Below are 26,542 nucleotides of genomic sequence, written 5' to 3' on the forward strand. Positions count from 1 at the left end.
CGCTCAGGGCAACGAGTGCCCGGACCCGGCGGCGTCGTCCTGGTCGGGGGCCGGCAAGAAGTCGGCGACCGGACGAAATCGGCGCCTGGCATCGACCCGGGCGCCATTGTGTTCGATCGGGGCAGCGTGACCATCGGCGGCATCGTCGCGCCACTTTTCGAACCTGGCCGAGTGTGGTTGTTGCCCGCGGCCGGCCACCGCTGGCCCATTCCCGCTCGCCCCGCTGAGGGGACGTCGGATTTCGGTGTGCCGGTGTGTCCCGACGGCAGGCTCCGGCCGCAGGACGAACTCGACATAGTCGTCATAGTCGTCTTGCTCGCCAAAGTCGTCTTGCTCGCCATAGTCGCCATAGCCATAGTCGCCGCGGTCGACATGGTCGTCACGGCGTGGCTGGCCCGATCGTGCGCGCGCACCAGCGCCGTGCGCGAGCGGACCAGGAACAGGGCGGCAATGATGCCGAACACGGCGATGAATGCGGGCAGCAGCATCGATTGCGACATCGCCGCCCAGAACGGCGTGCGCACCACCTCAGGCAGTTGCAGCCCACCGTCGCCGCCGCTGAATCCGCGGTCTGCGTCGAACCCCGGCGGCATCTCGGCGGTGATCCGCCACGTCATGAACGCAGCCATGCTGGCGCTGCCCAGTACCGCCCCGAGCTGGCGGGTGGCGTTGTAGACACCCGAGCCCGCACCGGCCACATGCGCCGGCAGATTGCGAGTCGCGGTGGCGGCCAACGGAGACCAGACGAACGCCATCCCGGCACCCATCGCGGCAAACGGCAGCACCAGCCGCCAGACTGGCGTTTCGGGCACCATTTCGATCGAAAGCCAGGTCATCGAGATCGCCAGCGCGGAGAAACCGAATCCCAGCACGGGCAGCGGATGCGACCGATCCACCAGCATTCCGACCACCGGTGCGAGCACACCGCTGGCGAGCGCCACCGGAGCTATCAGCACCGCCGCCCGAGCCGGCGACAGCCCACACACCGACTGCGCATAAAACGTCAGCGGCAACATCGGCGCCGTCGTCGCGAATGCGGTGATCCCTACCCCGATGTTGCACAGGCTGAACTCCCAGTCCCGAAAGATCGCCAGCGAGATCAACGGCGCCCGATGGTTGAGCGCCTGCCAGTAGACGAACATCGCCATGAACCCCACACCGGCGACCAGCACCGCCCAGATCCACGGCGCCCAGTCCGCGGCCTGACCTTCCTGAAGCCCGAAAACCAGCAAGAACATGCCCGCCCCGGACAACCCGACTCCGATCAGATCGAAGCGCTGCGCGTGCACGGGCAGATCCGGGACCAGCAAATAGGCCACCACCAGGCCGGCCAGGCCGATGGGGATGTTGACGAAGAAAATCCACTCCCAGCCCAGACCGCTGACCAGGACCCCACCAATCAGCGGTCCGACCAGGCTGGCGACGCCGGCCGCGGCTCCCCACAGGCTCAGGGCGGCGCCGCGGCGGGTTGCCGGGAAGATGCGGGTGATGGTCGACAAGGTCTGCGGCGTCAGCAGCCCGGCACCGATGCCTTGCACCGTCCGAGCGGCGATCAGCATGGCGGCGGTGCCGGCCAGGCCACACCACATCGATGCGGCGGTGAACACCGACAAGCCGATCAGGTAGAGGTTCTTGGGACCGAACCGGTCGCCGAGCCGGCCCGCCACCAGCAACACCACCGCATAACCCAGCAGGTAGGCGCTGGTCCCCCAGACGACGTCGGCATAGCCGATATGCAGCTCAGCCATGATGGTCGGGTTGGCGATCGAGACGATGGTCGAGTCCAACATGATCATGAAGAAGCCGATCATCATCGCCGACAGCGCGTTCCACGGGTTCCCCGAGTAGCCCTTGTCGAGCACTCGACTGGTCACCGCGGTCATGTACGCACCTCGTTTCGGCTCCTGACGGTTGGTCTGAGGTCGCCCAGGAGTCCAGCGTGCATTATTCCGGGTGTGCCAAGGGGCCGTTCGGTCGCCCAGGGGCCGCCAAATCATTGCCGCGGGCGACTCTTGCCCGGTCCGTTACTTCAGTCGGTCTGCAATTCGCGCGCCGGGCGCTAGCCTGAAGGGAAGTCGTTCTCTAGAGAGGCAACATGAGCGCCCGACGAACAAGACAGTCCGAGCCGGCCGCGCAGCCAACCGGGATCATGGGCCGGCCCAAAGCGTCAACGCGGGCATTGGCGCAGGTCATCGAGCGGAGTTCGCACATACAGAGCCCGGCGGCGGAGGCATATGTGGCCCGACTGCGTCGCGCCCATCCGGCGGCCAGCCCGGCCGAGATTGTCAGCAAGATCGAGAAGCGGTTCCTGGCTGTGGTCACCGCCAGTGGAGCCGCCGTGGGCGCGGCAGCGACGTTGCCCGGGATCGGGACCCTGGCCGCGTTGTCTGCGGCCGCCGGAGAGACGGCGGTATTCCTCGAGGCCACCGTGCTGTTGGTACTCGCGCTGGCGTCGGTCTACGATAATCCGCTCGATCACCGGGAACGGCGGCGCGCGCTGGTCTTGGCGGTGCTGGTCGGCGACAACAGCAAGAATGCGGTGGCCGAGGTGATCGGGTCCGGCCGCACGAGCGGGGTCTGGGTATCGGAATCGATGGCCTCGCTGCCGCTGCCGGCCATATCGAAGTTGAACACGCGAATGTTCAAGTACTTCGTCAAGCGTTTCGCGCTCAAGCGTGGCGTGCTGTTGTTCGGCAAACTGCTGCCCGCCGGCATCGGGGCGATCATCGGCGCGATCGGCAATCGCTTGGTCGGCAGGAAGCTGGTCCGCAATGCCCGCTCGGCGTTCGGCGCCCCGCCGGCACGCTGGCCGGTGACCCTGCATGTACTGCCCAACGTTCGTGATGCCAGCTAGCGCTGCTTGACTGGTCTCTCTGGCGAATCGTCAGCAAAGCGTTAGCCTTTATGGGGCGAGACGTTCCGAACCGCCGGGGATGTGAAGCGCCCCGCCAATCCGGGGCTGGAAGAAGTCGCAGGCGTCGCGCGTTGGCGCTTGCAGGACGTTTAGAACAAGGAATTGAGGCGAACAGCGGCCGTGGCCAACATAAGTTCACCATTCGGACAAAACGAATGGCTGGTCGAGGAGATGTACCGCAAGTTCCGCGACGACCCTTCGTCGGTCGATCCAAGCTGGCACGAGTTCCTGGTTGACTACAACCCCGAGTCGACTCAGGAAGCGACGGAACCCGCCGTGGAAAAGCCCGCCGTAGCCCCGGCGAAGCCCGCCGCCGCTCCGGCGAAGCCCGCGCCCGCACCGGCGCCCGCCAAACCCGCCGCCGGCCCGCCCGCGGCGGGTAACGGCTCGCCCGCCGCGGCACCCAGCGCCAAGCCAGCCGCGGCTCCAGCAAAGGCTCCCGCGCCGCCACCCGCCGAGGGCGACGAGATGCAGGTGCTGCGCGGCGCCGCCGCGGCGGTGGTGAAGAACATGTCCGCATCGCTGGACGTGCCGACCGCAACCAGCGTCCGCGCGGTGCCGGCCAAGCTGTTGATTGACAACCGGATCGTCATCAACAACCAGCTCAAGCGCAATCGCGGCGGCAAGATCTCGTTCACGCACCTGCTGGGCTACGCCCTGGTGCAGGCGGTCAAAAAGTTCCCCAACATGAACCGGCATTACCTCGATGTCGACCGCAAGCCAAACGCGGTCACGCCGGCGCACACCAATCTGGGCCTGGCTATCGACCTGCAGGGCAAAGACGGCAAACGCGCGTTGGTGGTGGCCGGGATCAAGCGGTGCGAGACCATGCGGTTCGCGCAGTTCGTCACCGCCTACGAGGACATCGTGCGCCGGGCCCGCGACGGCAAACTGACCGCCGAAGATTTTTCCGGCGTGACGATTTCGCTGACCAACCCCGGAACCATCGGCACCGTGCATTCGGTGCCGCGGCTGATGGCCGGTCAGGGCGCCATCATCGGTGTCGGCGCCATGGAATACCCGGCCGAGTTCCAAGGGGCCAGCGAGGAGCGCATCGCCGAACTCGGTATCGGCAAGCTGATCACTTTGACCTCGACGTATGACCACCGCATCATCCAGGGTGCGGAATCCGGCGACTTCTTGCGCACCATCCACCAGATGCTGCTCGCCGACGAGTTCTGGGACGAGATCTTCCGCGAGTTGAGCATTCCCTACTTGCCGGTGCGCTGGCGCCCCGACAACCCGGACTCGATCGTCGACAAGAACGCCCGGATCATCGAGCTGATTGCCGCCTACCGCAACCGCGGTCACCTGATGGCCGACATCGATCCGCTTCGCCTGGACAAGACCCGCTTCCGCAGTCACCCCGACCTGGACGTGTGCACCCACGGGCTGACGCTGTGGGATCTGGACCGATCGTTCAAGGTCGGCGGCTGCTTTGCCGGACCGCAGAACATGAAGCTGCGCGACGTGTTGTCGATCCTGCGCGACGCCTACTGCCGTCATGTCGGCGTCGAGTACACACACATCCTCGAACCCGAACAGCAGCAGTGGCTGCAGCAACGCGTCGAGGCCAAGCATGTCAAACCGACTGTGGCCCAACAGAAATACGTGCTGAGCAAGCTGAACGCCGCCGAGGCTTTCGAAACGTTCCTGCAGACCAAGTACGTGGGCCAGAAGCGTTTCTCACTCGAGGGCGCCGAGAGTGTCATCCCGATGATGGACGCCGCGATCGACCAGTGCGCCGAGTACGGCCTGGACGAAGTGGTCATCGGCATGCCGCACCGCGGCCGGCTCAACGTGCTGGCCAACATCGTCGGCAAGCCGTACTCGCAGATTTTCAGCGAGTTCGAGGGCAATCTGAACCCGTCGCAGGCGCACGGCTCCGGCGATGTGAAGTATCACCTCGGTGCCACTGGCGTCTATCTACAGATGTTCGGAGACAACGACATTCAGGTGTCGTTGACCGCCAACCCGTCACACCTGGAAGCCGTGGACCCGGTGCTCGAGGGTCTGGTCCGGGCCAAGCAGGACCTGCTCGAACATGGCGAGACCGACACCGAGAATCAACGCGCTTTCTCGGTGGTGCCGATGATGCTGCACGGCGACGCCGCCTTCGCCGGACAGGGCGTGGTCGCCGAGACACTGAACCTGGCGAATCTGCCTGGTTACCGTGTTGGCGGCACCATCCACATCATCGTCAACAACCAGATCGGCTTCACCACCGCCCCCGAGTACTCGCGGTCCACCGAATATTGCACCGACGTCGCCAAGACAATCGGGGCACCGATCTTCCACGTCAACGGTGATGACCCCGAGGCATGCGTGTGGGTGGCCCGGCTGGCGGTGGACTTCCGGCAGCGGTTCAACAAAGACGTCATCATCGACATGCTGTGCTACCGCCGGCGCGGACACAACGAGGGCGATGACCCGTCGATGACCAACCCGCGGATGTACGACGTCGTCGACACCAAACGAGGGGTCCGCAAGAGCTACACCGAAGCCCTGATCGGCCGTGGCGACATCTCGATCAAGGAAGCCGAGGACGCGCTGCGCGACTACCAGGGCCAGCTGGAGCAGGTGTTCAACGAGGTCCGCGAGCTCGAGAAGCACGGTGCCCAACCCAGCGAATCCGTCGAATCCGACCAGATGATTCCGGCGGGGCTGGCCACCGCGGTGGACAAATCGCTGCTGGCCCGCATCGGCGACGCGTTCCTGGCCGTGCCGGACGGGTTCACTACCCATCCACGGGTCCAGCCGGTGCTGGAAAAGCGCCGGGATATGGCCTACGAAGGCAAGATCGACTGGGCTTTCGCCGAATTGCTGGCGCTTGGCTCGCTGGTCGCCGAAGGCAAGCTGGTGCGGTTCTCCGGGCAGGACACCCGGCGCGGCACCTTCTCGCAGCGTCATTCGGTGATCATCGACCGCCACACCCGCGAGGAATTCACCCCCCTGCAGCTGCTGACCACGAACAAGGACGGCAGCCCGACCGGCGGCAAGTTCCTGGTTTATGACTCACCGCTGTCGGAGTACGCGGCGGTGGGCTTCGAGTACGGCTACACGGTGGGCAACCCCGACGCCGTCGTGCTGTGGGAAGCGCAGTTCGGCGACTTCGTCAACGGCGCGCAATCGATCATCGACGAGTTCATCAGCTCCGGCGAGGCCAAGTGGGGCCAGCTGTCGAACGTGGTGCTGCTGCTACCGCACGGGCACGAGGGGCAAGGCCCCGACCACACCTCCGGGCGCATCGAACGCTTCCTGCAGTTATGGGCGGAGGGCTCGATGACCATCGCGATGCCGTCGACTCCGTCGAACTACTTCCACCTGCTGCGCAGGCATGCTCTCGACGGGATTCAGCGCCCGCTGATCGTCTTCACGCCCAAGTCGATGCTGCGCAACAAGGCCGCGGTCAGTGACATCAAGGACTTCACCGAGATCAAGTTCCGCTCGGTGCTCGAGGAACCCACCTACGAGGACGGCGTCGGCGACCGCAACTTGGTGAACCGAATCCTGCTGACCAGCGGCAAGATCTACTACGAGATGGTGGCCCGCAAGGCCAAGGACAAGCGTGAGGACGTGGCGATCGTGCGGGTCGAGCAACTCGCTCCACTGCCCAGGCGCCGGCTGCGCGAAACGCTGGACCGCTACCCCAACGCCAAGGAGTTCTTCTGGGTGCAGGAGGAGCCGGCCAACCAGGGGGCGTGGCCACGGTTCGGTCTGGAGCTGCCCGAGCTGCTGCCCGAAAAGCTGAGCGGCGTCAAGCGCATTTCCCGCCGGGCCATGTCGGCACCGTCATCAGGTTCGTCGAAGGTGCACGCCGTCGAACAGCAGGAGATCCTGGACACCGCGTTCGGCTGAGGACATGCCGCCCGCGACCTGCCCACCATGGGCTGGACGTGCTCCCGGCGCCAGGAGTCCGGCTGAGGGCCGGCTCCCGTTCTCACCCCTACTAACGAGGACCGCCGGTACCGGTTAACCTCGATCACAAGTGGGCTGACGCGAGGAAGGGTGTTCATGGAGGGCTTCGCCGGGAAAGTCGCCGTCGTTACCGGGGCGGGATCGGGTATCGGGCGGGCGCTCGCGATCGAGTTGGCCCGGTCCGGTGCCAAGCTAGCGATCAGCGACGTCGACACCGAAGGATTGGCGCAGACCGAGAAGTTGGTGACGGCGCTCGGCGCTGAGGTCAAGACCGATCGACTCGACGTGACCGAGCGTGAGACATTCTTGGCCTACGCGGACGCGGTCAACGAGCACTTCGGCAAGGTCAACCAGATCTACAACAACGCCGGCATCGGCCACACCGGCGATGTCGAGGTCTGCGCGTTCAAGGACATCGATCGGGTGATGGACGTCGACTTCGGCGGCGTGCTCAACGGCACCAAGGCGTTCCTGCCCTATCTGATCGCCTCAGGAGACGGCCACGTCATCAACGTTTCGAGCGTGTTCGGGTTGTTCTCAGTTTCTGGACAGGCCGCCTACAACGCGGCCAAGTTCGCGGTGCGCGGCTTCACCGAGGCGCTGCGCCAGGAGATGATCCTGGCCGGCCATCCGGTCGGGGTCACCACCGTGCACCCGGGCGGCATCAAGACAGCGATCGCCCGCAACGCCACCGCCGCCGAGGGACTGGATTCCGACGAACTGGCCAAGATGTTCGACAAGCGGGTGGCCCGCACCAGTCCGGAACGAGCCGCCAAGATAATCCTGGGGGCGGTCCGCAAGAACAAGGCCCGCGTGCTGGTCGGCCCGGACGCCAAAGCCCTGGACATCGTGGTGCGTCTGACCGGTTCTGGATATCAGCGGCTGTTCATGCCGGTGCTGGGCCGGCTGGTGCCGGCCTCGCACCGCTGAGGTCTGCGGGCCCCGCGCTTAGGACGGTGAAACCGCTCAACGCCCCAGCGGATGCTCGCCCAGCCAACCGGCGGCCACCGCCTGCGGGTCCGCACACCCGGCAACCTGGCGGCGCATGTCCACCAGCGCCGCGGTGTCCAGCACACCGCCCACCTCGTTGACCGCCAGCAGCTGACGTTCGTTGAGCGCGTTGCGCCGATACAGCGGCACCACGTTCTCGGCCCTAATCAGCGCGGGCTTGCCGTCGGTCAGCATGACCAGGCCGGCGGGAACAGCGGGGTTGGCGGTGCTGGTCCATGCGGCGGTCAGCCGTCCGTCGCGCAGCCGGGCGAACATCGCGGCACCGTCGGGAAATTCACCCGCCGCGGGCAGCCGGCACGGGCCCACCATCGCCGGGGTGGCGCCGCCGCCGACCTTCCCGACCACCAGCCCGTCGCAGTGGCGCGCCAGCACGGACAGTTCGCTGCTCCCCCACCCGTCGGCGGTGGCTTGGGTGATCATCAGTGCGGGTTTGTCTTCGGCGGCGGTGGCGTAGTCACCAGCGGCAATGCCTTCCGGCAGCGCCGAGACCATGGCCCGGTAGACCTCTTTGTCAGAAAGCGCCGTGGCGCTTGGCTGTAGCGCCCGCAAGACCTCACCGGTGAAGGCGGGGACCACGGTAAAGTCACCGGAGTCCAATTTCGCCATCGGGTCGGCGGCGGTTGCGGCCCGCGCCGGGAATCCGTATGACCGCAGGGCCGCGACGTAGATGTCGGCCAGCAGCGTCGACTCGGAGTCGGCCGTGGCTCCGACCACCAGCTCCGCGGCGCCGCGACGGTCGCCACTCCCACAACCGGCGACCACAAGCGCCGCCGTCAGCAGCAGCGCGGCCAGCCTGCCGATTTTCACACCCGGGCGCCTCAGACGTCGGAAGCGATCGCCACTGCGGCGGCGACGGCTTCCCCGACCCGGGGATCCAACGGACTCGGAACGATCTTGTCGACCGCGAGATCGTCACTGACAACCGAGAAGATCGCCTCGGCGGCGGCAACCATCATCCGTTGGGTGATCCGGCGCGCACCGGCATCGAGCGCGCCACGAAACACCCCGGGGAACGCCAGGACGTTGTTGATCTGGTTGGGGTAGTCGCTGCGGCCGGTAGCCACCACCGTCGCATACTTGGCGGCAATATCGGGATGTATCTCCGGGTCCGGGTTAGACAGCGCGAAGACGATGCCGCCGGGAGCCATCGTGGCAATCAGTTCTTCGGGAATCAGACCGCTCGACACCCCGAGGAACACATCGGCCCCGTCGAGCGCTTCGGCCATACCGCCGGTGAGACCACGGGGGTTGCTGCGCCGGGCCAGGTCGAGTTTCACGCTGTTCATGTCGCCGCGCGAGGTGTGCAGAATGCCGCGCGAGGTGTGCAGAATGCCGCGCGAGTCGAGCACGGTGATGTCGAAGACCCCCATGGCAAGCAGCAGGTTGGTACACGCGACGCCGGCGGCTCCGGCGCCGGAAACCACCGCCCGCAGCGAGGTCATGTCTCGGCCAAGCAGCTTGCTGGCACCCATCAGCGCGGCCAGCACGACGATCGCAGTGCCGTGCTGGTCATCGTGCATGACGGGGCAATCCAGCGCCTCGATGACCCGGCGTTCGATCTCGAAGCAGCGCGGTGCGGAGATGTCCTCGAGGTTGACCGCGCCGAAAGTGGGCCGCAACCGCACCAGGGTTTCAACGATCTCGTCGGGATCCTTGGTGTCCAGCACGATCGGGATCGCGTTCAAGCCACCATAGGCCTGGAACAGCGCGGCCTTACCTTCCATTACTGGCAGCGCTGCGGCCGGCCCGATGTCGCCGAGACCCAGGACCGCGCTGCCGTCGCTCACGACGGCAATCAGCCGGTTGGCCCAGGTGTAGCGGGCGGCCAGAGCCGGATCGGCGGCAATCGCCCGACTGACCTGCGCCACCCCCGGGGTGTAGGCGATCGACAATGCGCGCTGGGTGTCCAGCGGCGCCTTGAGCGCTACCGAAAGCTTGCCGTCTACGTGGGCCCGGAAGATCTCGTCGTTGTCGATGACAACCTGCGGGCTCAGTGAGGATGGGCTACTCAGGGCTTTCGCTGGTTTCAGCGCTGAAGTCGCGGTATCTGGCACCGCCCTAGGGTACTGGCCGCATAGGCGAAACTATCCACTGGCCACGTTATGCCTGATCAGAGATCGATAGTCGGGAGAGCCGGCGCGCGGGGCCGAAACGGCAACACCGGCCACGTCGGGTGATGCCTACCCCGTCATGGCCGGTGCTGCGCGAAGAACTAGATCAGGCCGAGCTCGGTGACCGCCTTGCGCTCGTCGGCCAGTTCAGCGGTCGTCTTGTCGATGCGACCGCGGGAGAATTCGTCGATCTCCAGGCCCTTGACGATGCTCCAGTTGCCGTCCTTGGTGGTGACCGGGAACGAGGAGATCAGGCCCTCGGGCACACCGTAGGAACCGTCGGAGAGGACAGCCATCGAGACCCAGTCGTCGGCGGGGGTGCCGAGCAACCAGGAACGGGCTGCGTCGACGGTCGCCGACGCGGCCGAAGCGGCCGAGGATGCGCCGCGCGCGTCGATGATCGCCGCACCACGCTTGGCGACGGTCGGGATGAAGTACTCCTCGATCCACGCCTGGTCATTGACCACCTCGGCCGCGTTCTTGCCCTTGACTTCGGCGTGGAAAAGGTCGGGGTACTGGGTGGCCGAGTGGTTGCCCCAGATGGTCATCTTCTTGATGTCGGTGACCGCGACACCGGTCTTGGCGGCCAGCTGCGAGATCGCGCGGTTGTGGTCCAGGCGGGTCAGCGCCGAGAACCGCTCCCGGGGGATGTCGGGGGCGTTGGTCATCGCGATCAGGGCGTTGGTGTTGGCCGGGTTACCGGTCACTCCCACGCGGATGTCGTCCGCGGCGACCTCGTTGAGCGCCTTACCCTGAGCGGTGAAGATCGCGCCGTTGGCCTCGAGCAGGTCGCTGCGCTCCATGCCCGGACCGCGCGGACGCGCGCCGACGAGCAGGGCCAGATTCGCACCGTCGAAAATCTTGTTCGCGTCCGAGCCGATCTCCACGCCGGACAGCAGCGGGAACGCACAGTCGTCAAGTTCCATCACGACGCCCTCGAGCGCCTTGAGCGCCGGCTCGATCTCGAGCAGGCGGAGCTCGATCGGACGATCCGGGCCCAGCAGCGAGCCGCTGGCCAGGCGGAACAACAGGCTGTAGCCGATCTGGCCGGCGGCACCGGTGACGGCAACCTTGAGGGGACTTGCGCTCACGTCGGGGTACTCCTTATGGAGAAGGCTGCATATTGGGGTTTGGGTTTCGGGTCGAAACTAGCGCACCCGCACCGACCCGGAGTATCCAGACCCATGCCGATACCTCCGGTCCCACGTTGACGTGCCGAAACGGCGTAGCATGGAGCACCGCCCGGTCAAACCTGCACTGCGATCGGAGGTGACATGTTCCAGGGATTTGACGCGCTGCCCGAATCGCTTAGGACCGTCGCACGACCTCGACCACAACAGACTGATGCCGAGCCCGCGCCGCGGGCCCAGACATTGGTCGACTGTGGCGTCTACGTCGAAGGTCGGCGAATACCCGGCAAGTATGAGTACGCCGATGTCTTGAACGAGGTGCGCGAGATCGAACTGGCGGGCCAGGAAGCATTCGTCTGGATTGGGCTGCACGAGCCCGACGAGAAACAGATGCAAGACGTGGCCGATGTTTTCGGTTTGCACCCGCTGGCGGTCGAGGACGCCGTGCACGCCCACCAGCGGCCCAAGCTGGAACGCTATGACGAGACGCTGTTCCTGGTCTTGAAGACCGTGAACTACGTTCCGCACGAATCGGTGGTGCTGGCCCGCGAGATCGTCGAGACCGGCGAAATCATGATCTTCGTCGGGAAGGATTTTGTGATCACCGTGCGCCACGGTGAACACGGCGGCCTGTCGGAAGTGCGCAAACGAATGGACGCTGACCCCGAACATCTGAAGCTGGGGCCCTTCGTGGTGATGCACGCCATCGCCGACTACGTCGTCGACCACTACTTGTCGGTCACGTCTTTGATGGAAACCGACATCGACAGCATCGAGGTAGTGGCCTTCCAGCCGGGCCGCAAACTCGACGTAGAACCGATCTACCTACTAAAACGCGAAGTGGTGGAACTGCGCCGGTGCGTGCACCCGCTGTCGGTCGCCTTCGGGCGCATGCAGACCGACAACAAAGATCTGATCTCCAAAGAGGTCCGGCGCTATCTGCGCGACGTCGCCGACCACCAGACCGAGGCCGCCGAGCAAGTTTCCAGCTACGACGAGATGCTCAACTCGCTGGTGCAGGCCGCACTGGCACGGGTCGGCATGCAGCAGAACATGGACATGCGCAAGATCTCGGCCTACGCGGGCATTATCGCGGTGCCCACCATGATCGCCGGCATCTACGGGATGAACTTCCATTTCATGCCAGAGCTGGATGCATGGTGGGGCTACCCCGCGGTGATCGGCACCATGGCCATCATCTGTCTGATCCTCTACCGCAGCTTCCGGCACCGAAACTGGCTGTGAACGCTCAGTTGACCGACGAGTGAGCCACCGGCAGCGCAGCCGAATGCGGCGATGACCCGTGCGGCCGATGCCATAGTCGTTTGCGTTCGAGGATCGGCAGCACGCCCTCACCGAACCAGTAGGCCTCTTCCAGATTCGGATATCCGGACAAGATGAAGTGGCTGATTCCGAGCCGGGCGTACTCGATGATGCGTTCGGCGACCTCTTGGTGCGAGCCGACCAGGGCCGTCCCGGCTCCCCCACGCACCAATCCCACACCGGCCCAGAGGTTGGGCGCGATCTCGAGTTGATCGAGGACGCCCCCATGTAGCTCGGCCATCCGTCGCTGTCCCTCGGACTCACTGCGCGCCAGATTGGCCTGCATCCGTTCGATGTCGGCGGGATCGATTCCGGCCAGCAGCCGGTCTGCCACTCGCCACGCCTCTTCGGCGGTATCTCGGGTGATCACATGGATGCGCAGTCCGTACGACAGCGCCCGACCATGGTCGGCGGCCAGACCCCGGATCCAATCGATCTTCTTGCCTACCGCGCTGAGGGGCTCACCCCAGGTGAGATAAGTGTCGGCGTAGCGGGCCGCCACTGCCCCGGCGCTTTCCGACGAGCCGCCGAAGAACACGGGCGGCGGCGGGTCGGGCAGGCGCCCCAACTGAGCCTGGTGCACGTGAATGTGCTCGCCTTCGAAGGTGACCGGTTGACCGGAAGCCCAGAGTTGGCGAACCACGTGCAGGAACTCCCCGGTGCGGCGGTAGCGCTGTTGCTTGTCCAGGAAGTCGCCGTAAGCGCGCTGCTCGTGTGCCTCCCCGCCGGTGACGACATTGAGCAGCAGCCGTCCCCCCGACTGCTGCTGAAAGGTCGTGGCCATCTGCGCGGCCAAGGTCGGGCTGACCAGTCCGGGCCGCAGTGCTACCAGGAATTTCAACGTTTCGGTGGTCCCAACCAGCATCGCCGTGGTCAACCAGGCGTCCTCGCACCACAATCCGGCCGGCGTCAGGACCGCCTCGAAACCGTTGCTCTCCGCCGCGGCCGCAATCTGATTCAAATACCGCAGGATCGCAGGCCGATTGCCCGACATCGGCAGACCATGCCCGCCGGCGACAAGCCCGCGTGAATCGCCGTAGGTGGGCAGGAACCAATGAAATAACAGTGCCATGTACCTAGTTCTCCTAACTTCGATCGACCCATGCTGGCTTAGCCAGCCGGCGTCGTCACGATTTCAAATCTGTACGGATGCAATCCGAATGGGCGTCAGCGATGCCGCCGGCACGGGATATTCGGCACGGTTTGCTCGACCCGGCGCATCGGGTTGTCTGAGATGCCAAGCCCTGCGGCCGGTAACGCCGGCGCCGCGCCCGCGCCGACATCAGGGTGGATCACTTCGTCTGGCACGCCGGTTACCCGCATCTTTGCGCACAGGCAGGCATCGGCACGCCCGGTTGGAACGCCCGCGCCGCGACGGTCGCGTTCCTGGCGACCGCAACCCGGCGCCGGCGACGGACCTCGTAGGTGGCCAGAATGAGCACCAGGGTTACCCCGCTCATCAGGAACTGTGACCGGGTGGCCGACAACGCCGCCATCGCCAGGATCACGCTGGCCATCAGGGCGATGGTGGCGTAACTCAACCACGGGAAAAGCCACATCTTCAGCCGCAACCCCCCGGGGTCTTCACGTTCGGCGCGGCGACGCAGGATCACCTGCGAGATCGCGATGATCAGGTAGACGAAAAGCGCTACCGCACCGTAGGAGTTGACCAAGAACTCGAATACCACATCGCCCCAGACGTAGGTCGCAACGACCGACGCATAGCCGACGGTGGTACCCAAGATGATCGCTCGCCGCGGCACGCCGCTGCGGGAAAGCTTGGTGAAAAACCGTGGTCCGTCACCGTGGATGGTCAGGGCGAACGCCATCCGCGAAGTGGTGTACAACGCCGAATTCAGGCAGGACAGGACCGCAGTCAGAACGATCGCGTTCATGACCGTGGTAACCCCGGGAATGCCGATGACCGCGAGCGCGGACGCATACGGGCTCACCCCAACGCTTTTGGTGTTCCACGGCACCACGGCGACTACGACCAATATGGACCCGACATAGAAGGCGATGATGCGCGCGACGATCGATTTCATCGCTCGCGAAACCGCGCGCTCCGGCTCGGCGGACTCCGCGGCGGCCACCGTGACGATCTCGGCACCGGTATAGAACGCGACGCACGGCACCACGGCGGCCAGCACCGCGCCCCAACCCAGTGGCGCGAAACCACCGAAGTCGACCAGCTTGCCCAATCCGGGTGTGGCAGCGGGCCATAATCCCATGGTCCACAACAACCCCAGACCCAGAAAGACAACTACCGCGATCACCTTGATGGACGAGAACCAATATTCGAATTCGCCAAAAGACCTGGCCGACACCAGATTCGTTGCGGTCAACGCCAACAGCAAGCCAAGGCTGAGCACCCATCGCGGAATCTGCGGCACCCACAGTTGCAGGATCCGCCCGCCCGCGACGGTTTCCACCGCGACCACGACAACGAAGAAGTACCAATACATCCAGCCGGTCACGAAGCCCCCGCGCGGGCCTAACGCTTGGCGCGCATAGACGTAGAAGGACCCGACCACAGGCTGAGACGCCGCCATCTCGGCCAGCATCCGCATGATCAACATCGTGATCAGACCGGCGATGAGGAAGGAGATGACCGCCGCGGGTCCGGCGCCGGCAATCACCACCCCGCTTCCGACGAACAAGCCCGCTCCGATGACCCCACCCAGTGCTATCCAGCTCAGATGACGCTGGCGCAGGCCCTTGCCCAACGCGATCTCGTGCTCGGTATCCGCACCTGCCATGTTGCCTCCATCGGATCCCCTGCGCACGGAACGAATCCACGCGGCCAGGTTTTGAGGAAAGCTGTCAAGATTGGCCGGGCTAGACAACCCATCGGCTCATGTCGCGCGAAACTCCGCGACCGACGTACCTGCCGGCCAGGCGCCCGGGTGCTGGCGTTTTGGCAGTTCAGCGCGGGTCAGGGCCCGTTGACCCGCGTCGGGCATCGCCGACCCGCGGCAGCCCCCTGTGGCGGATCTAACTGCTGATCAGCGCCGAATTCCGGGTCCGCGCCCGGCAGGGTCAGCCGGGTTGGGCGGCCTTGCGGTACGGGTCCAGCACATCCACCCCATCGTTGCGCCATGCCTGGCGCATGGCCTCAGCGCCCTTGAGCCGCACCCAGGCCGCCTCGGTCGCGGTGATGGGCGTCGCGCAGAGAAACTGCACCGGGTCGCGCGGTTGCTGCTGCGGCAGATCCGGGATGTCGCTGCGGCCCAGCAAGACCGCGGTAAAAGCGACCCGCTCCGATGGGCGTGCCCACAACGGGGTGCCGAGATCGATCAACGCGTCCGCGACCAGCACCACGCCGTCGACCGCGGGGGGCGCAGCAAGTATCGCGATGCTGCGCGCCAGACCGCTGGCCGGCTCCGGATTGCGCAGGCTCAGCACAACTTCGGCGCGTGGTCCACGGTGGGGATCGGCGACCAGCTGGGTCGAAACGTTCATCGACTGACGCGAACACCCTAGCGACACATAGTGGACCAATCCGCTCGCCGCGGAGCGGAACCGAAGTACCTCGATCGGATCAGCGCCCAGAAACGTCACACTCGCCGTGTCGGGCTCGGACTCGAAGTAGCCGTGCAGGTGAGTGCGCACCTGGTCCAGAATCTGGGTCACTGGACCGCAGCGATCGGGTTGGTCAGGTTGGCACCCGTGTCGGCATCGAAAACGGTGAACCTGGTGGTGTCGAATGCCAACTCGATCGGCCTCCCCAAGGTCGCTCTGGATTCGGCAGAAACCCGTGCCACGAAACGATTTTCGATCACTTCCGAGTCTCCCTCCAGGCCTGCCAGCTCGTCGAGCTGAGCCGAGTGCACATCACAACCCGCGGTCGAAAAGTACACGTACTTGTCCGAGCCCAGTGACTCCACCAAGTCCGTGTTGACCTCGAAAGTCAGCGCCCGAATACGTTGGTAGGCATCGATCAATGCGGCGTCTTGGATCTGCTCGGGCCGGATTCCGACGATGATGTTCGCGGGTCGAGGATGCTGGGCAATCACTTGCTGGACTTGCGGATCCAAGGTCACCTCGCCAAATGGCAGGGTCAGCCCCGTCGGCGTCAGAACCGCTGGGAAGAAATTCATGGCCGGTGAGCCGATGAACCCGGCTACGAACAGATTGGCCGGCCGTTCGTACAGCTCTTGGGGAGTGCCGATCTGTTGTGCCGCGCCGGCGTGCATGACCACAACCCGATCGCCCAATGTCATGGCCTCGGTCTGATCATGGGTGACATAGACCGTGGTGGTGCCCAGCCGCTTCTGCAGCCGGGCGATCTCCCCACGCATCTGGACCCGCAACTTGGCATCCAGGTTCGACAGCGGTTCGTCCATCAGGAACGCCTTGGGATGGCGCACGATTGCCCTGCCCATGGCGACGCGCTGGCGCTGGCCGCCGGACAGCTGCGACGGTTTGCGATCGAGAAAGCTGGTCAGATCGAGGATCTTCGCCGTCTCTTCCACTTTCTGCGCAATCGCCGCCTTCTTCATCTTGGCCAGCGTGAGGGGAAAGGCGATGTTTTGTCGCACCGTCATATGCGGGTACAGCGCATAAGACTGAAAAACCATGGCGATGTCGCGGTCCTTGGGCGCCTTCTCGTTGACTCGCTCGCCGCCGATCCGCAGTTCCCCCGAAGAGATATCCTCAAGGCCGGCAATCATGTTCAGCGTCGTGGTCTTACCGCAGCCGGAAGGTCCTACCAGGATCAGGAATTCGCCATCGGAGATGGTGATGTTGAGGTCTCTTACCGCCGTGTGGCCGTCGGGGTAGCTCTTGTTGACGTGCTCGAGCACTATCTCGGCCATTGCGCTACCCCTTCACAGCGCCAGAGGTCAACCCGGCGACAATCCGTCGTTGGAAGATCAGTACGAAGACGATAATCGGCACCGTGATCACCATCGCGCCCGCCGCGATCGATCCGGTCGGTTCCTCGAATTGAGAGCTACCGGCGAAATTGGCGATCGCAATCGGTGCGGTGATCGATGCTTTGGTCGCGGTCAGCGACAGCGCCAGCAGCAGATCGTTCCAGGCGAAGATGAACACCAGAATCGCGGCCGTCACCAGCCCGGGCGCGGCCAGCGGGACAATCACCTTACGAAACGCCTGATACGGTGTCGCCCCGTCCATTTGCGCGGCCTTCTCCAGGTCCCATGGAATCTCCCGGAAGAACGCCGACAGCGTGTAAATGGCCAGCGGCAGTGCGAAAGTGATGTAGGGCAGGATCAGTCCGGGCCAGGTGTCAAACAGCCCGATCCGGCGTTCGATGTTGAACAACGGGGTCACCAGCGAGATCGCCGGAAACATGGTGATCAGCAGTGTGACCCCGACGAGCAGTCGTTTGCCCGGAAAATCGAGCCGTGCGACGGCATAGGCCGCCATGGCACCGAGCAGCACCGCTATCACGGTGGTGGTCAATCCGATCCCGATCGAGTTGATCAGCGCCGAGCTGAACAGGTCTCCGCCGAAGACGCCGCGATAGTTGTCGAGGGTGACCGACGACGGAATCAGTCTGCCGTCCTTGACCGTTGATGTCGGCTTGAGCGACAGGCTCAAGATCCACAGCACCGGGAGCAGGGCGTAGACCACGACCATGGTGTCGATGGCCACCCAGAACGTTCGCCGCCCGCTACCCGTCGACACGGTCCCAGTCTCAGCGCGCATCGATGACACCACCTGGCGCAGAATGGAATTGATGGGCGCCGAACAGCGTGATGAAGACAACCGCAATGAGAGTGACACAACCGAAGATCAACACGCTGATCGCCGAGCCGAGTCCCACATTGAATCCCTCGAACAGGTTGTCGTAGCCCAGAATCGATACCGACGCGGTGTCGTTGTCGCCCCCGGTCAGCACGTAGATGTTGTCGAAAATCCGGAAAGCGTCCAGGGTGCGGAACAACAGCGCCACCAGCACAGCCGGTTTGATGAGCGACAGAATGATCTTGGTCAGTCGTCGCCAGGCTCCCGCACCGTCCACCTGCGCCGCCTGCAAAAGGTCTTCGGGAACCATGGCCAACCCGGCCAGAAGCAGCAGCGACATGAACGGCGTGGTCTTCCATACCTCGGCGATCACGACGATGCCCAGCGACGGAATCTGCTGGGTCAGTGGCGCAATCCCCTGCGGCAGCAAGTTCGCCAGATAGCCGGTGCCCGGCGTCCACGCGTAGTACCAGCTGTATGACGCGACCACCGTGACGATTCCGTAGGGAACCAGCACCGCCGTACGCACCAATCCTTTGGCCACCAGGCTGCGGTGCATCACCAGCGCCAGAGCCAGGCCCAGCACGAATTCGCACGCTACCGAGACCACCGTGATGGCGGCGGTCACCGCAAGAGCCGTCCACCAATAGCGGTCGACCAAGATGGTCTGGTAATTGCCCAAGCCGATGAACCGGGTTTCGTTCGGGGTGGCCAAGTTGTTGCGCTGCAGACTCAGCCACATCGCGTAGCCGATGGGATAGCCGATCACCAGCAGCATCAATATCGTCGCGGGCGCCACCAGGGCGAACGCCAGGCGCCGTTCCGCACGGCGTCCCCTGGAGCGCAGGAAGGCGGTCACGGAAGCAGGCCCTTGCCGTCAATGGCCTGCTGGACCTGCGCGGCGAGCTTGTCGGCCGTCCGTTCCGGGTCGATCTCGGTGACCGGACTCAGTTCCGCCGACAACCGCAGCGACACGGCCTGATAGACCGGCGTCGCGGGCCGCACTGCGGCCTCGGTGAGCTGCTGACGAATGATCCGGTACATCGGATACTTCGCCTGAAACTGTGGATCGGCGTACAAAGACGTCCGCACCGCCGGCACACCGCCTTCGATGGCGAGACGTTTCTGGCTCTGCGGGTCACGCAAGCACCTGACGGCTTCGAACGCTTCCGCTTTGTGGCGACTCGTGCTGGCCACCGCCAGGTTCAGCCCGCCGATGGTCACCCTGGCCGGCTGTCCCGGTAATACCGCGGGATAGGGCGCAAAGCCAAACACCTTCTGGCTGGCCAGATATGCAATGCGGAACTGCTCGTCGGTAGGCACAAACGTCCCGACGTCGTTGATGCTGCCGGCCAGTTCGGGAAGCCGGTCAAGCGGCAGGAATGGCACGCCCCCCTTCACCGCGTTCTCGAGCATCGAGGCGAACACATAGGGCCAGTTGAGCTCGAGGGCCGCCTTACCCTGTTCGAAAGCCAACCGGGCCGTTCCCGCCTCGGCGCGCGTGATCGACGGGTCGGCTCCGGGCGCCGTCGCCACCGATTTGAGGACCCGCAGGGCCGCAACGGTTGCGGCGCGATGCGCGGGGGTATCGGTCAGGGTGACCCGGGTGCCGTCGTCGGAAAGCACTTGGCCACCAACACTGCTCAGCACGGTGTTGAACCAGACCATCAAACCCTCGCCCTGGTTGGCCTGCACCGCGATCCAGGTTGGCTGACCGGCCGCACGCAGCCGACCCGCTTCCGCCACCACCGCGTTCCAGGTCTCCGGCGGTTGAGCAACCAAATCTGGTCTATACCAGAGTAATTGGGTATTGGTGGTGACCGGAGCGGCGTATAGCCGATGCTTCCAGGTGGCGGTCTTCAATGGACCCGGCAAGGTATCGATCGTCGCGTCCGTCTCGGCGAGTCCCGCCGGATCCTCCGACAGCGGCAGCGCCCACCCCGCTTCGGCGAACTCCGCGGTCCACATCACGTCCAAGCCCATCACGTCGAGGGTGCGGTCGTTTCCGGCCAGCCGCCGAGCGAGTTGCAGCCGCTGCTCATCGGGAGATCTGGGCAAGCCGACGTACGCGATGGTGTACCTGCCGGCGGCTCGTTCGCTACAGCGCTGCGCGACCGCGGCGAACGTGGTCGCATCGGCGGACGGCGTGTAGAAGCCGATTACCAGGCCACTGTTGCCGGACCGGCAGGCAGGCAGCGCCAACAGCGCCGATGCGATGGTCAGCGCCGCCAACACGGCCGTGCCCGGCGGCCACACCCGCCCGCGATGGCTGCGCGGTTGACCTGCGCGCATCCGGCGGGTGTCAGATTGCCAGGCGGGCCAGCAGATCTCGCGCCTTCTCAGCATTCTGCGGATCGCAGAGCACGTCATAGCGGCCGGCCACCAATTGCATGGTGGAGCTGAAGTCTCTGGTCCCGCGCGCCATTGCGTACGGAACCGCTGAGGTAATCAAGCCGAAGAACACCCCGGCAACCAAGCCGGTGACCAGAGCACCCCATGGGTTGGGACTGAAGAAACCGAGTACCAGGCCGATGAACAGACCCAGCCACGCTCCGCTGAGCACCCCACCGGCGAGCACCTTGGGCCAAGTCAGCCGACCGGTGACCCGCTCCACCTGCATGAGATCGACGCCGACGATCGTCACTTGGTGGACCGGGAAGTCCTGTTCAGACAGATAGTCGACCGCGCGTTGCGCCTCGGCATAGGTGGGATAGGACCCCACCGGCCAGCCCTTTGGCGGGGTGGGCAATCCAGGCACACCGCGCCGGCCCGCAGCGCCGGCGGGCGACGTTGAGCCGGGAACCTGTCCGGGCTGGAAGGGGCTAGTCATCGGTCCTCATTGGTCCTCATTGGTTCTTGTCGGTCCTTATCGGTCCGTATTAGTCCTCATTTTTGTATGCCTTGGCCATCGTTTCACCTTCGGGATGTCCGTGCACGCATCGCGTGACCCCGAGTAACCGGTAAACGCCTGGACCAGGCCCATCATGCCTGGATAGGGCCCCGGGCCGGCCGCGCGGGAGGTCGCTTGACGGACACAACCCACGGCGTACATATAGGTTAGGTTGTCACCATGACAGCACCCGGCGGCTCCTTCGACGAGGGTGCCCACGACGGCGCTGCCTCACCCCCACCCGGTGAGCAGCCTTCCGAACAACCCTTTTCCCCACCGCCCGACGCCCCCTGGGCTGCCCCGGAAGCGGCATCACCAGCCGACGACTACCCAGCGCCGTCCTATCCGCCGCCCGCCTACCCGCCGGAGCCGGTCGGACCGGGCGGATACCCACCCGACTACGCGACCGGGTACCCACCCCCGCCCGGCTACCCACCGCCCGGGTACCCGCCCTACGGCGCAGCCGCGGGCGAGTACGGGGGCACCCCGTACCCTCCGCCCCCGCCGCCCCCCGCGCCCATGGCGGCACCTTACGGCGCGCCGCCACCCAACTACCCGCCGCCGTCCTACCCCGGCGGGTACTACCCGCCACCGGATCCGATGGCGGGTTATGGACCGGCGCTGCCCGGCATGAACACCATGGCGATCGTCGCGCTGGTGTCCTCGTTGGTCGGTGTGTTCTGCTGCATCGGCTCGGTCGTGGCGATCGTGGTCGGCACCATCGCAATCAACCAGATCAAGCAAACCCGCGAAGATGGCTACGGCCTGGCGGTGGCCGGCATCGTGATCGCGGTCGCGACGCTGTTGATCTACCTGGTAGTCGGAATCTTCAGCATTCCCTCTCACTAGCGGTTCATCGGCGCGACAGCGGTCAACTAGCGACACGTTCGCGGCAATCGGCAACCCGGCTCGGTACCCCGCCGAGGGGGGCTGCCTACGCTTTCCACCATGGGATCGGTCAACAGGGTGTACGTGGCACGGCTTTCACGAATGATGGTGCTGAGGCCATTCGGGGAAACCTTCGGGCGGGTCCGCGACGTCGTCATCAGCATCAGCATCGTGCGCCAGCAACCGCGAGTGCTGGGGCTGGTCGTCGATTTGGCCACCCGTCGCAGCATCTTCATACCGATGCTGCGGGTTGCCGCAATTGAGCCGAACGCGGTGACACTGAGCACCGCGAGCGTGTCGCTGCGCCACTTCGAGCAGCGGCCGGGCGAAGTGCTGGCGATTGGCCAGGTGCTTGACACGCCGGTGCGGGTGAACGACCCCGACCTGCCGGAGCTGGCCAACGCCGACATCGTGATCACCGACCTGGGGATCGAGCAAACCCGAACACGCGACTGGATGGTCACCAGAGTCGCCGTCCGCAGCCCGCGACGGCTGGGACGCCGCGGGCCGCTACACGTCGTCGACTGGCAGAACGTGCGCGGGCTGACTCCATCGGCCCTAGCGATGCCCGATCAGGACGTGGCTCAGCTGCTCGACCAGTTCGAGGGGCGGCGGGCGGTCGACGTCGCCGACGCCATCCGCGGGCTTCCGTCGAAGCGCCGCTACGAGGTGTTCAAGGCTCTCGACGACGAGCGGTTGGCCGACATCTTGCAGGAGCTGCCCGAGCTGGATCAGGCCGAGGTGCTCTCCCAGCTGGGTACCGAGCGCGCCGCAGATGTGCTCGAGGAGATGGATCCCGACGACGCCGCGGACCTGCTCGGTGTGCTGAATCCAACCGATGCCGAGGTCTTGCTGACTCGGATGGACCCCGACGACTCCGATTCGGTGCGCCGCCTGCTGCAGCACTCTCCCGACACCGCGGGTGGGCTGATGACCTCGAATCCGGTGGTGCTGACCCCAGACACCTCGGTTGCCGAGGCGCTGGCCCGGGTGCGTGATCCGGACCTGACCCCAGCGTTGTCATCCATGGTTTTCGTGGCGCGCCCGCCCACGGCGACGCCCACCGGCCACTACGTGGGCTACGTGCATCTGCAGCGACTACTTCGCGAACCACCGGCCGAGCTGGTCGGCGGAATCGTGGATACCGACCTACTGACCCTGACACCAGAGACCCCCTTGGCCGCCGTGACCCGCTACTTCGCCGCCTACAACCTGGTGTGCGGGCCTGTGGTCGACGACCAGAACCACCTGTTGGGAGCCGTCACGGTCGACGACCTGCTCGACCACTTGCTGCCCCATGACTGGCGGGTGGACGTCCAGCAGCTCGACCCCGCCGGCAGACCTGCCAGATCCGGAGGAGCCTTGTGAGCAAGACCCCAGCGGCACGACGGCTGTACACCCCTCGGACATCACGCGCCTTTGCACCGCGACTGGATCCCGAGGCGGTCGGGCGAACGACCGAGTCCATCGCACGCTTCTTCGGAACCGGGCGCTACCTGCTGGTGCAGACGCTGATCGTGGTGATCTGGATATCGCTGAACCTGTTCGCGGTCAAGCTGCGCTGGGATCCGTACCCTTTCATCCTGCTGAATCTGGCTTTCTCCACTCAGGCCTCCTATGCGGCACCGCTGATTCTGCTGGCCCAGAACCGGCAGGAGAACCGCGACCGTGTCCTGCTCGACGGTGATCGCCGCCGCGCCGCGCAGACCAAGGCCGACACCGAGTATCTGGCCCGCGAGCTGGCCGCCTTGCGCCTGGCCATCGGCGCGGTACCGACTCGGGATTACCTGCGCCACGAGCTGGAGAGTCTGCGGGACCTGGTCGCGGAACTGCAGTCGGACCAACCCGATACGGAAACCGACGGGACCGAGCGGCGGGCCAAGAAAACCTACTGAGATCCGAGTACCCCATTGCGCCACTCGCGTCACAGGAGTTATGTATGGTGATCTAGTTCACGAAGTTATCGATATGTAAGTTTCCCGACGCCATACATAAACATCGAGGACGGTCGAGGTGCGCATAGGGGGCCGCTGGGTTGCTCACCCGGCCGTCGCATCGGTGCGGCAACGAGCACTCCGTGCCAAAACGCCGGTATTCGGCATCGCCATGATCACCCCATTGGTATTCGCGGGCGCGGTCGGCGCCACGGCTCCCGCGTCATACGGGAAGACACCGGCCGTTCGGGCTGCCATCACGCCGGTGGCGGCGGTGGCACCGTCGCCCGCCATCGACCTGTCCGGCCCGAGCATCGTCGCCGTCGAGCGCCCTCCGACCAACTTCCACATCGCTGCGGGCACCACCGCGGCCCCACCGCCGGCGAGAGTCGTGAATGCCCCCGGAGCCCTGGGCATTCCCATCATGGCGCTGACCGCCTATCGAAATGCCGAGCAGAAAATGGCCACCGCCGCTCCGGCCTGTGGCATCAGCTGGAACCTGCTGGCCGGCATCGGCCGCATCGAATCGATGCACGCCAACGGCGGGGCCGTTGACGAACGCGGCACCGCGGTGAACCCGATCTATGGGCCCGCCCTGGATGGCACCCTGCCCGGCAACGAAGTGATCATCCAAAGCAAGGTCGGCAACCGGGTCACCTACGCCCGGGCAATGGGCCCAATGCAGTTCCTGCCCGGCACCTGGGCGCGCTATGCCTCCGACGGCGACAGCGACGGGGTGCCCGACCCACAAAACATCTTCGACTCCACGTTGGCCGCCGCCCGGTACCTGTGCAGCGGCGGGCTGAACCTACGGGATCCAGGTCAGGTCATGGCCGCAATCTTGCGGTACAACAACTCGATGCCCTACGCGCAAAACGTGCTGGGCTGGGCCGCGGCGTACGCCACCGGCGTGCTGCCCGTCGACCTGCCGCCGATTACCGGGCCGCCCCCACCGATTGGCGACGCTCACCTGGAGCATCCGGAAGGCCTCGGCCCGAATTTGCCGTTGAACGCCAACGGCTTGGAGCCCGCCGACCCGCTCTCCCACATGCCGTTGATCGACTTTGCCCCGCCGCAGATGCCGGCGCCTCCCCCGCCGATGTTCCCGTGGATGCAGCCCACGCCGCAGCCGTTGGCGCCACAGCCCGGGTGCACCCTGATCTGCGTCACCAACCCGCCCGAGGCGGTCCCGCCACCCGCTCCGATGCCGTTCGGACTCATGCCGCCACCGCCTGCCCCCGCCGCGCCGCCACCGCCAGATCCACTGGCTCCACTGGGCGCTCCCCCGGTCGGCGGTCCGCCGGCGGCTCCCGCACCCGCACCGGCTGGCCCGCCGGTACCCCGGTCCGGCACCGGCCGGCCCGGCACCTGCACCCGCTGGCCCGGCACCGGCACCCGGCGCACCGGCGCCGGCTGGGCCTGCTCCCACCCCCACACTCAGCGGGCCGGCTCCCGGCGAACCGGTACTCACCCCGGTCCACTGACCACTTGGCTGGCCGCAGGGCCGTAGCCGCAGCCGCATAGACTCGGCAGTGATGTCCGGAACCCCAGATAACGCCGCCGATCAGTCCTCGACAACCCAAGCCATCCGGTCCGCACTGGCCAAGGTGGTTGATCCCGAGCTGCGCCGCCCCATCACCGAACTCGGAATGGTCAAGAGCGTCGAGGTCGCCCCCGACGGCGCGGTGCACGTCGAGATCTACCTCACCACCGGTGCGTGTCCGAAAAAGACCGAAATCAGCGAGCGCGTCACCCAAGCGGTGGCCGACGTGCCCGGTACCGGGGACGTGCGGGTCAGTCTGGATGTGATGAGCGACGAGCAGCGCACCGAGTTGCGCAAGCTACTACGCGGGGACGCGCGCGAACCGGTCATCCCGTTCGCCCAACCCAGCTCATTGACGCGGGTATATGCGGTCGCCTCGGGCAAGGGCGGCGTGGGGAAGTCCACCGTCACCGTCAACCTGGCGGCCGCAATGGCCGCCCGCGGCCTGTCGGTGGGCGTCCTCGATGCCGATATCCACGGCCACTCCATTCCGCGGATGATGGGCACCACCGACCGGCCCACCCAGGTCGAGTCGATGATCCTGCCGCCCATCGCCCATGAGGTGCGGGTGATCTCGATCGCCCAGTTCACCCAGGAAAACACACCGGTGGCGTGGCGGGGACCGATGCTGCACCGGGCCCTGCAGCAGTTCCTGGCCGACGTGTACTGGGGCGACCTGGATTTGCTGCTGCTCGATCTGCCGCCCGGTACGGGCGATATCGCCATTTCGGTGGCTCAGCTGATCCCCAATGCTGAGATCCTGGTCATCACGACGCCGCAGCTGGCCGCTGCCGCGGTGGCCGAACGCGCCGGCAGCATCGCGCTACAAACCCGCCAGCGGATTGTCGGCGTGGTGGAGAACATGTCTGGACTGACGCTGCCCGATGGCACCACGATGCACGTATTCGGTGAGGGCGGTGGCCGGCAAGTGGCAGAAAGGCTGACCCGCGCGGTCGGCGCCGACGTGCCGCTGCTCGGACAGATCCCGCTGGACCCGGCACTGGTGGACGCCGGGGATTCGGGAATGCCGATGGTGCTGCGCGCACCCGACTCCGCGGTGGGCAAGGAGCTGCTCAGCATCGCCGACAGCCTGGCCTCGCGACGCCGTGGGCTGACCGGCATGTCGCTGGGATTGGACCCGAAGCGGCGCTGAGCGCTCGCTTACGGT

General features: G+C 65.6%; 19 protein-coding genes and 2 pseudogenes. 9 read left to right on the top strand and 12 right to left on the bottom strand.

Translation table 11 applies throughout. The annotated features are described in order from the left end of the window. Nucleotides 1–3 precede the first annotated feature (3 nt). Nucleotides 4–1,883 (bottom strand): annotated as a pseudogene (locus SHTP_RS30180) (MFS transporter). Between the two features lie 212 nt (nt 1,884–2,095). On the opposite strand from SHTP_RS30180, the gene SHTP_RS19895 reads away from it, so the two are divergent. From SHTP_RS19895 to SHTP_RS19905, 3 genes are all read left to right on the top strand, one after another. Beyond that, nucleotides 2,096–2,854, top strand: a complete 759-nt coding sequence (locus SHTP_RS19895; protein ID WP_096371552.1) for a hypothetical protein — start codon at nt 2,096–2,098, stop codon at nt 2,852–2,854. 180 nt (nt 2,855–3,034) lie between these two features. Beyond that, a complete protein-coding gene (locus SHTP_RS19900; RefSeq protein WP_096371553.1) occupies nt 3,035–6,772 on the top strand; it encodes a multifunctional oxoglutarate decarboxylase/oxoglutarate dehydrogenase thiamine pyrophosphate-binding subunit/dihydrolipoyllysine-residue succinyltransferase subunit in 3,738 nt (1,245 codons plus the stop codon). Between the two features lie 156 nt (nt 6,773–6,928). Further along, nucleotides 6,929–7,762, top strand: a complete 834-nt coding sequence (locus SHTP_RS19905) for an SDR family NAD(P)-dependent oxidoreductase (protein ID WP_096371554.1) — start codon at nt 6,929–6,931, stop codon at nt 7,760–7,762. Between the two features lie 36 nt (nt 7,763–7,798). On the opposite strand, the gene SHTP_RS19910 is transcribed toward SHTP_RS19905, so the two are convergent. The 3 genes from SHTP_RS19910 to SHTP_RS19920 all read right to left on the bottom strand — a co-directional run bounded on the left by SHTP_RS19910 (nt 7,799) and on the right by SHTP_RS19920 (nt 11,045). After that, nucleotides 7,799–8,650 carry a glycine betaine ABC transporter substrate-binding protein gene (locus tag SHTP_RS19910; RefSeq protein WP_096371555.1) on the bottom strand — a complete coding sequence of 284 codons (852 nt, stop codon included), beginning with the start codon at nt 8,648–8,650 and terminating at the stop codon, nt 7,799–7,801. A gap of 11 nt (nt 8,651–8,661) precedes the next feature. Then, nucleotides 8,662–9,855, bottom strand: coding sequence for an NAD(P)-dependent malic enzyme (locus tag SHTP_RS19915; RefSeq protein WP_096372567.1), 1,194 nt, complete (start codon nt 9,853–9,855; stop codon nt 8,662–8,664). A 200-nt stretch (nt 9,856–10,055) separates the two neighbouring features. Further along, nucleotides 10,056–11,045, bottom strand: a complete 990-nt coding sequence (locus SHTP_RS19920) for a malate dehydrogenase (protein ID WP_012395771.1) — start codon at nt 11,043–11,045, stop codon at nt 10,056–10,058. Between the two features lie 183 nt (nt 11,046–11,228). Between SHTP_RS19920 and corA the strand changes: the two genes are divergently transcribed. Next, a complete protein-coding gene (gene corA, locus SHTP_RS19925; RefSeq protein WP_096371556.1) occupies nt 11,229–12,329 on the top strand; it encodes a magnesium/cobalt transporter CorA in 1,101 nt (366 codons plus the stop codon). Nucleotides 12,330–12,333: 4 nt separating this feature from the next. On the opposite strand, the gene SHTP_RS19930 is transcribed toward corA, so the two are convergent. The 8 genes from SHTP_RS19930 to SHTP_RS19965 form a co-directional block, all read right to left on the bottom strand. Further along, nucleotides 12,334–13,479 carry an LLM class flavin-dependent oxidoreductase gene (locus SHTP_RS19930; protein WP_096371557.1) on the bottom strand — a complete coding sequence of 382 codons (1,146 nt, stop codon included), beginning with the start codon at nt 13,477–13,479 and terminating at the stop codon, nt 12,334–12,336. 241 nt (nt 13,480–13,720) lie between these two features. Next, a complete protein-coding gene (locus SHTP_RS19935; protein ID WP_096371558.1) occupies nt 13,721–15,166 on the bottom strand; it encodes an amino acid permease in 1,446 nt (481 codons plus the stop codon). 280 nt (nt 15,167–15,446) lie between these two features. Beyond that, complete coding sequence (locus SHTP_RS19940) at nt 15,447–16,040, bottom strand: suppressor of fused domain protein (protein WP_096371559.1); 594 nt, start codon at nt 16,038–16,040, stop codon at nt 15,447–15,449. Next, on the bottom strand, nt 16,037–17,224 hold the full coding sequence (locus tag SHTP_RS19945) for an ABC transporter ATP-binding protein (protein WP_096371560.1): 1,188 nt from the start codon (nt 17,222–17,224) through the stop codon (nt 16,037–16,039). Before SHTP_RS19945 ends, SHTP_RS19940 begins: the two co-directional genes overlap by 4 nt. 4 nt (nt 17,225–17,228) lie before the next feature. Continuing rightward, entirely contained in the window at nt 17,229–18,080 is an 852-nt protein-coding gene (locus tag SHTP_RS19950) for a carbohydrate ABC transporter permease (protein ID WP_096371561.1), read from the bottom strand. Continuing rightward, nucleotides 18,070–18,978, bottom strand: coding sequence for a carbohydrate ABC transporter permease (locus SHTP_RS19955; protein ID WP_096371562.1), 909 nt, complete (start codon nt 18,976–18,978; stop codon nt 18,070–18,072). Before SHTP_RS19955 ends, SHTP_RS19950 begins: the two co-directional genes overlap by 11 nt. After that, nucleotides 18,975–20,411, bottom strand: coding sequence for an extracellular solute-binding protein (locus SHTP_RS19960; RefSeq protein WP_096371563.1), 1,437 nt, complete (start codon nt 20,409–20,411; stop codon nt 18,975–18,977). The genes SHTP_RS19955 and SHTP_RS19960 overlap by 4 nt, the downstream gene beginning before the upstream one ends. A 10-nt stretch (nt 20,412–20,421) precedes the next feature. Beyond that, a complete protein-coding gene (locus SHTP_RS19965; RefSeq protein ID WP_096371564.1) occupies nt 20,422–20,949 on the bottom strand; it encodes a YflT domain-containing protein in 528 nt (175 codons plus the stop codon). A 240-nt stretch (nt 20,950–21,189) separates the two neighbouring features. Here SHTP_RS19965 and SHTP_RS19970 point away from each other — a divergent pair, with 240 nt between their 5' ends. The 5 genes and pseudogenes from SHTP_RS19970 (at nt 21,190) to SHTP_RS19990 (ending at nt 26,527) form a co-directional block, all read left to right on the top strand. Further along, nucleotides 21,190–21,858: a DUF4190 domain-containing protein gene (locus SHTP_RS19970; RefSeq protein ID WP_012395781.1), complete on the top strand. Its 669-nt coding sequence runs from the start codon at nt 21,190–21,192 to the stop codon at nt 21,856–21,858. A gap of 99 nt (nt 21,859–21,957) precedes the next feature. Further along, nucleotides 21,958–23,265: a magnesium transporter MgtE N-terminal domain-containing protein gene (locus SHTP_RS19975; RefSeq protein ID WP_096371565.1), complete on the top strand. Its 1,308-nt coding sequence runs from the start codon at nt 21,958–21,960 to the stop codon at nt 23,263–23,265. Then, on the top strand, nt 23,262–23,792 hold the full coding sequence (locus SHTP_RS19980) for a DUF1003 domain-containing protein (protein ID WP_015356783.1): 531 nt from the start codon (nt 23,262–23,264) through the stop codon (nt 23,790–23,792). Before SHTP_RS19975 ends, SHTP_RS19980 begins: the two co-directional genes overlap by 4 nt. A 118-nt stretch (nt 23,793–23,910) precedes the next feature. Next, a pseudogene (locus SHTP_RS19985) lies at nt 23,911–25,315 on the top strand (lytic transglycosylase domain-containing protein). A gap of 51 nt (nt 25,316–25,366) precedes the next feature. Next, nucleotides 25,367–26,527, top strand: coding sequence for an Mrp/NBP35 family ATP-binding protein (locus tag SHTP_RS19990; protein ID WP_096371566.1), 1,161 nt, complete (start codon nt 25,367–25,369; stop codon nt 26,525–26,527). Nucleotides 26,528–26,542 lie beyond the last annotated feature (15 nt).

This window comes from Mycobacterium ulcerans subsp. shinshuense, from assembly GCF_002355775.1.
GTDB lineage: Bacteria > Actinomycetota > Actinomycetes > Mycobacteriales > Mycobacteriaceae > Mycobacterium > Mycobacterium marinum.

Excerpts from the sequence above, each read along its gene's own strand:
- SHTP_RS19975 (WP_096371565.1), top strand. The coding sequence starts at position 21,958 with ATGGGATCGGTCAACAGGGTGTACGTGGCACGGCTTTCACGAATGATG.
- SHTP_RS19935 (WP_096371558.1), bottom strand. The coding sequence starts at position 15,166 with ATGGCAGGTGCGGATACCGAGCACGAGATCGCGTTGGGCAAGGGCCTG.
- SHTP_RS19960 (WP_096371563.1), bottom strand. The coding sequence starts at position 20,411 with ATGCGCGCAGGTCAACCGCGCAGCCATCGCGGGCGGGTGTGGCCGCCG.
- corA (WP_096371556.1), top strand. The coding sequence starts at position 11,229 with ATGTTCCAGGGATTTGACGCGCTGCCCGAATCGCTTAGGACCGTCGCA.
- SHTP_RS19945 (WP_096371560.1), bottom strand. The coding sequence starts at position 17,224 with ATGGCCGAGATAGTGCTCGAGCACGTCAACAAGAGCTACCCCGACGGC.
- SHTP_RS19965 (WP_096371564.1), bottom strand. The coding sequence starts at position 20,949 with ATGACTAGCCCCTTCCAGCCCGGACAGGTTCCCGGCTCAACGTCGCCC.
- SHTP_RS19895 (WP_096371552.1), top strand. The coding sequence starts at position 2,096 with ATGAGCGCCCGACGAACAAGACAGTCCGAGCCGGCCGCGCAGCCAACC.
- SHTP_RS19930 (WP_096371557.1), bottom strand. The coding sequence starts at position 13,479 with ATGGCACTGTTATTTCATTGGTTCCTGCCCACCTACGGCGATTCACGC.
- SHTP_RS19990 (WP_096371566.1), top strand. The coding sequence starts at position 25,367 with ATGTCCGGAACCCCAGATAACGCCGCCGATCAGTCCTCGACAACCCAA.
- SHTP_RS19905 (WP_096371554.1), top strand. The coding sequence starts at position 6,929 with ATGGAGGGCTTCGCCGGGAAAGTCGCCGTCGTTACCGGGGCGGGATCG.
- SHTP_RS19970 (WP_012395781.1), top strand. The coding sequence starts at position 21,190 with ATGACAGCACCCGGCGGCTCCTTCGACGAGGGTGCCCACGACGGCGCT.
- SHTP_RS19950 (WP_096371561.1), bottom strand. The coding sequence starts at position 18,080 with ATGCGCGCTGAGACTGGGACCGTGTCGACGGGTAGCGGGCGGCGAACG.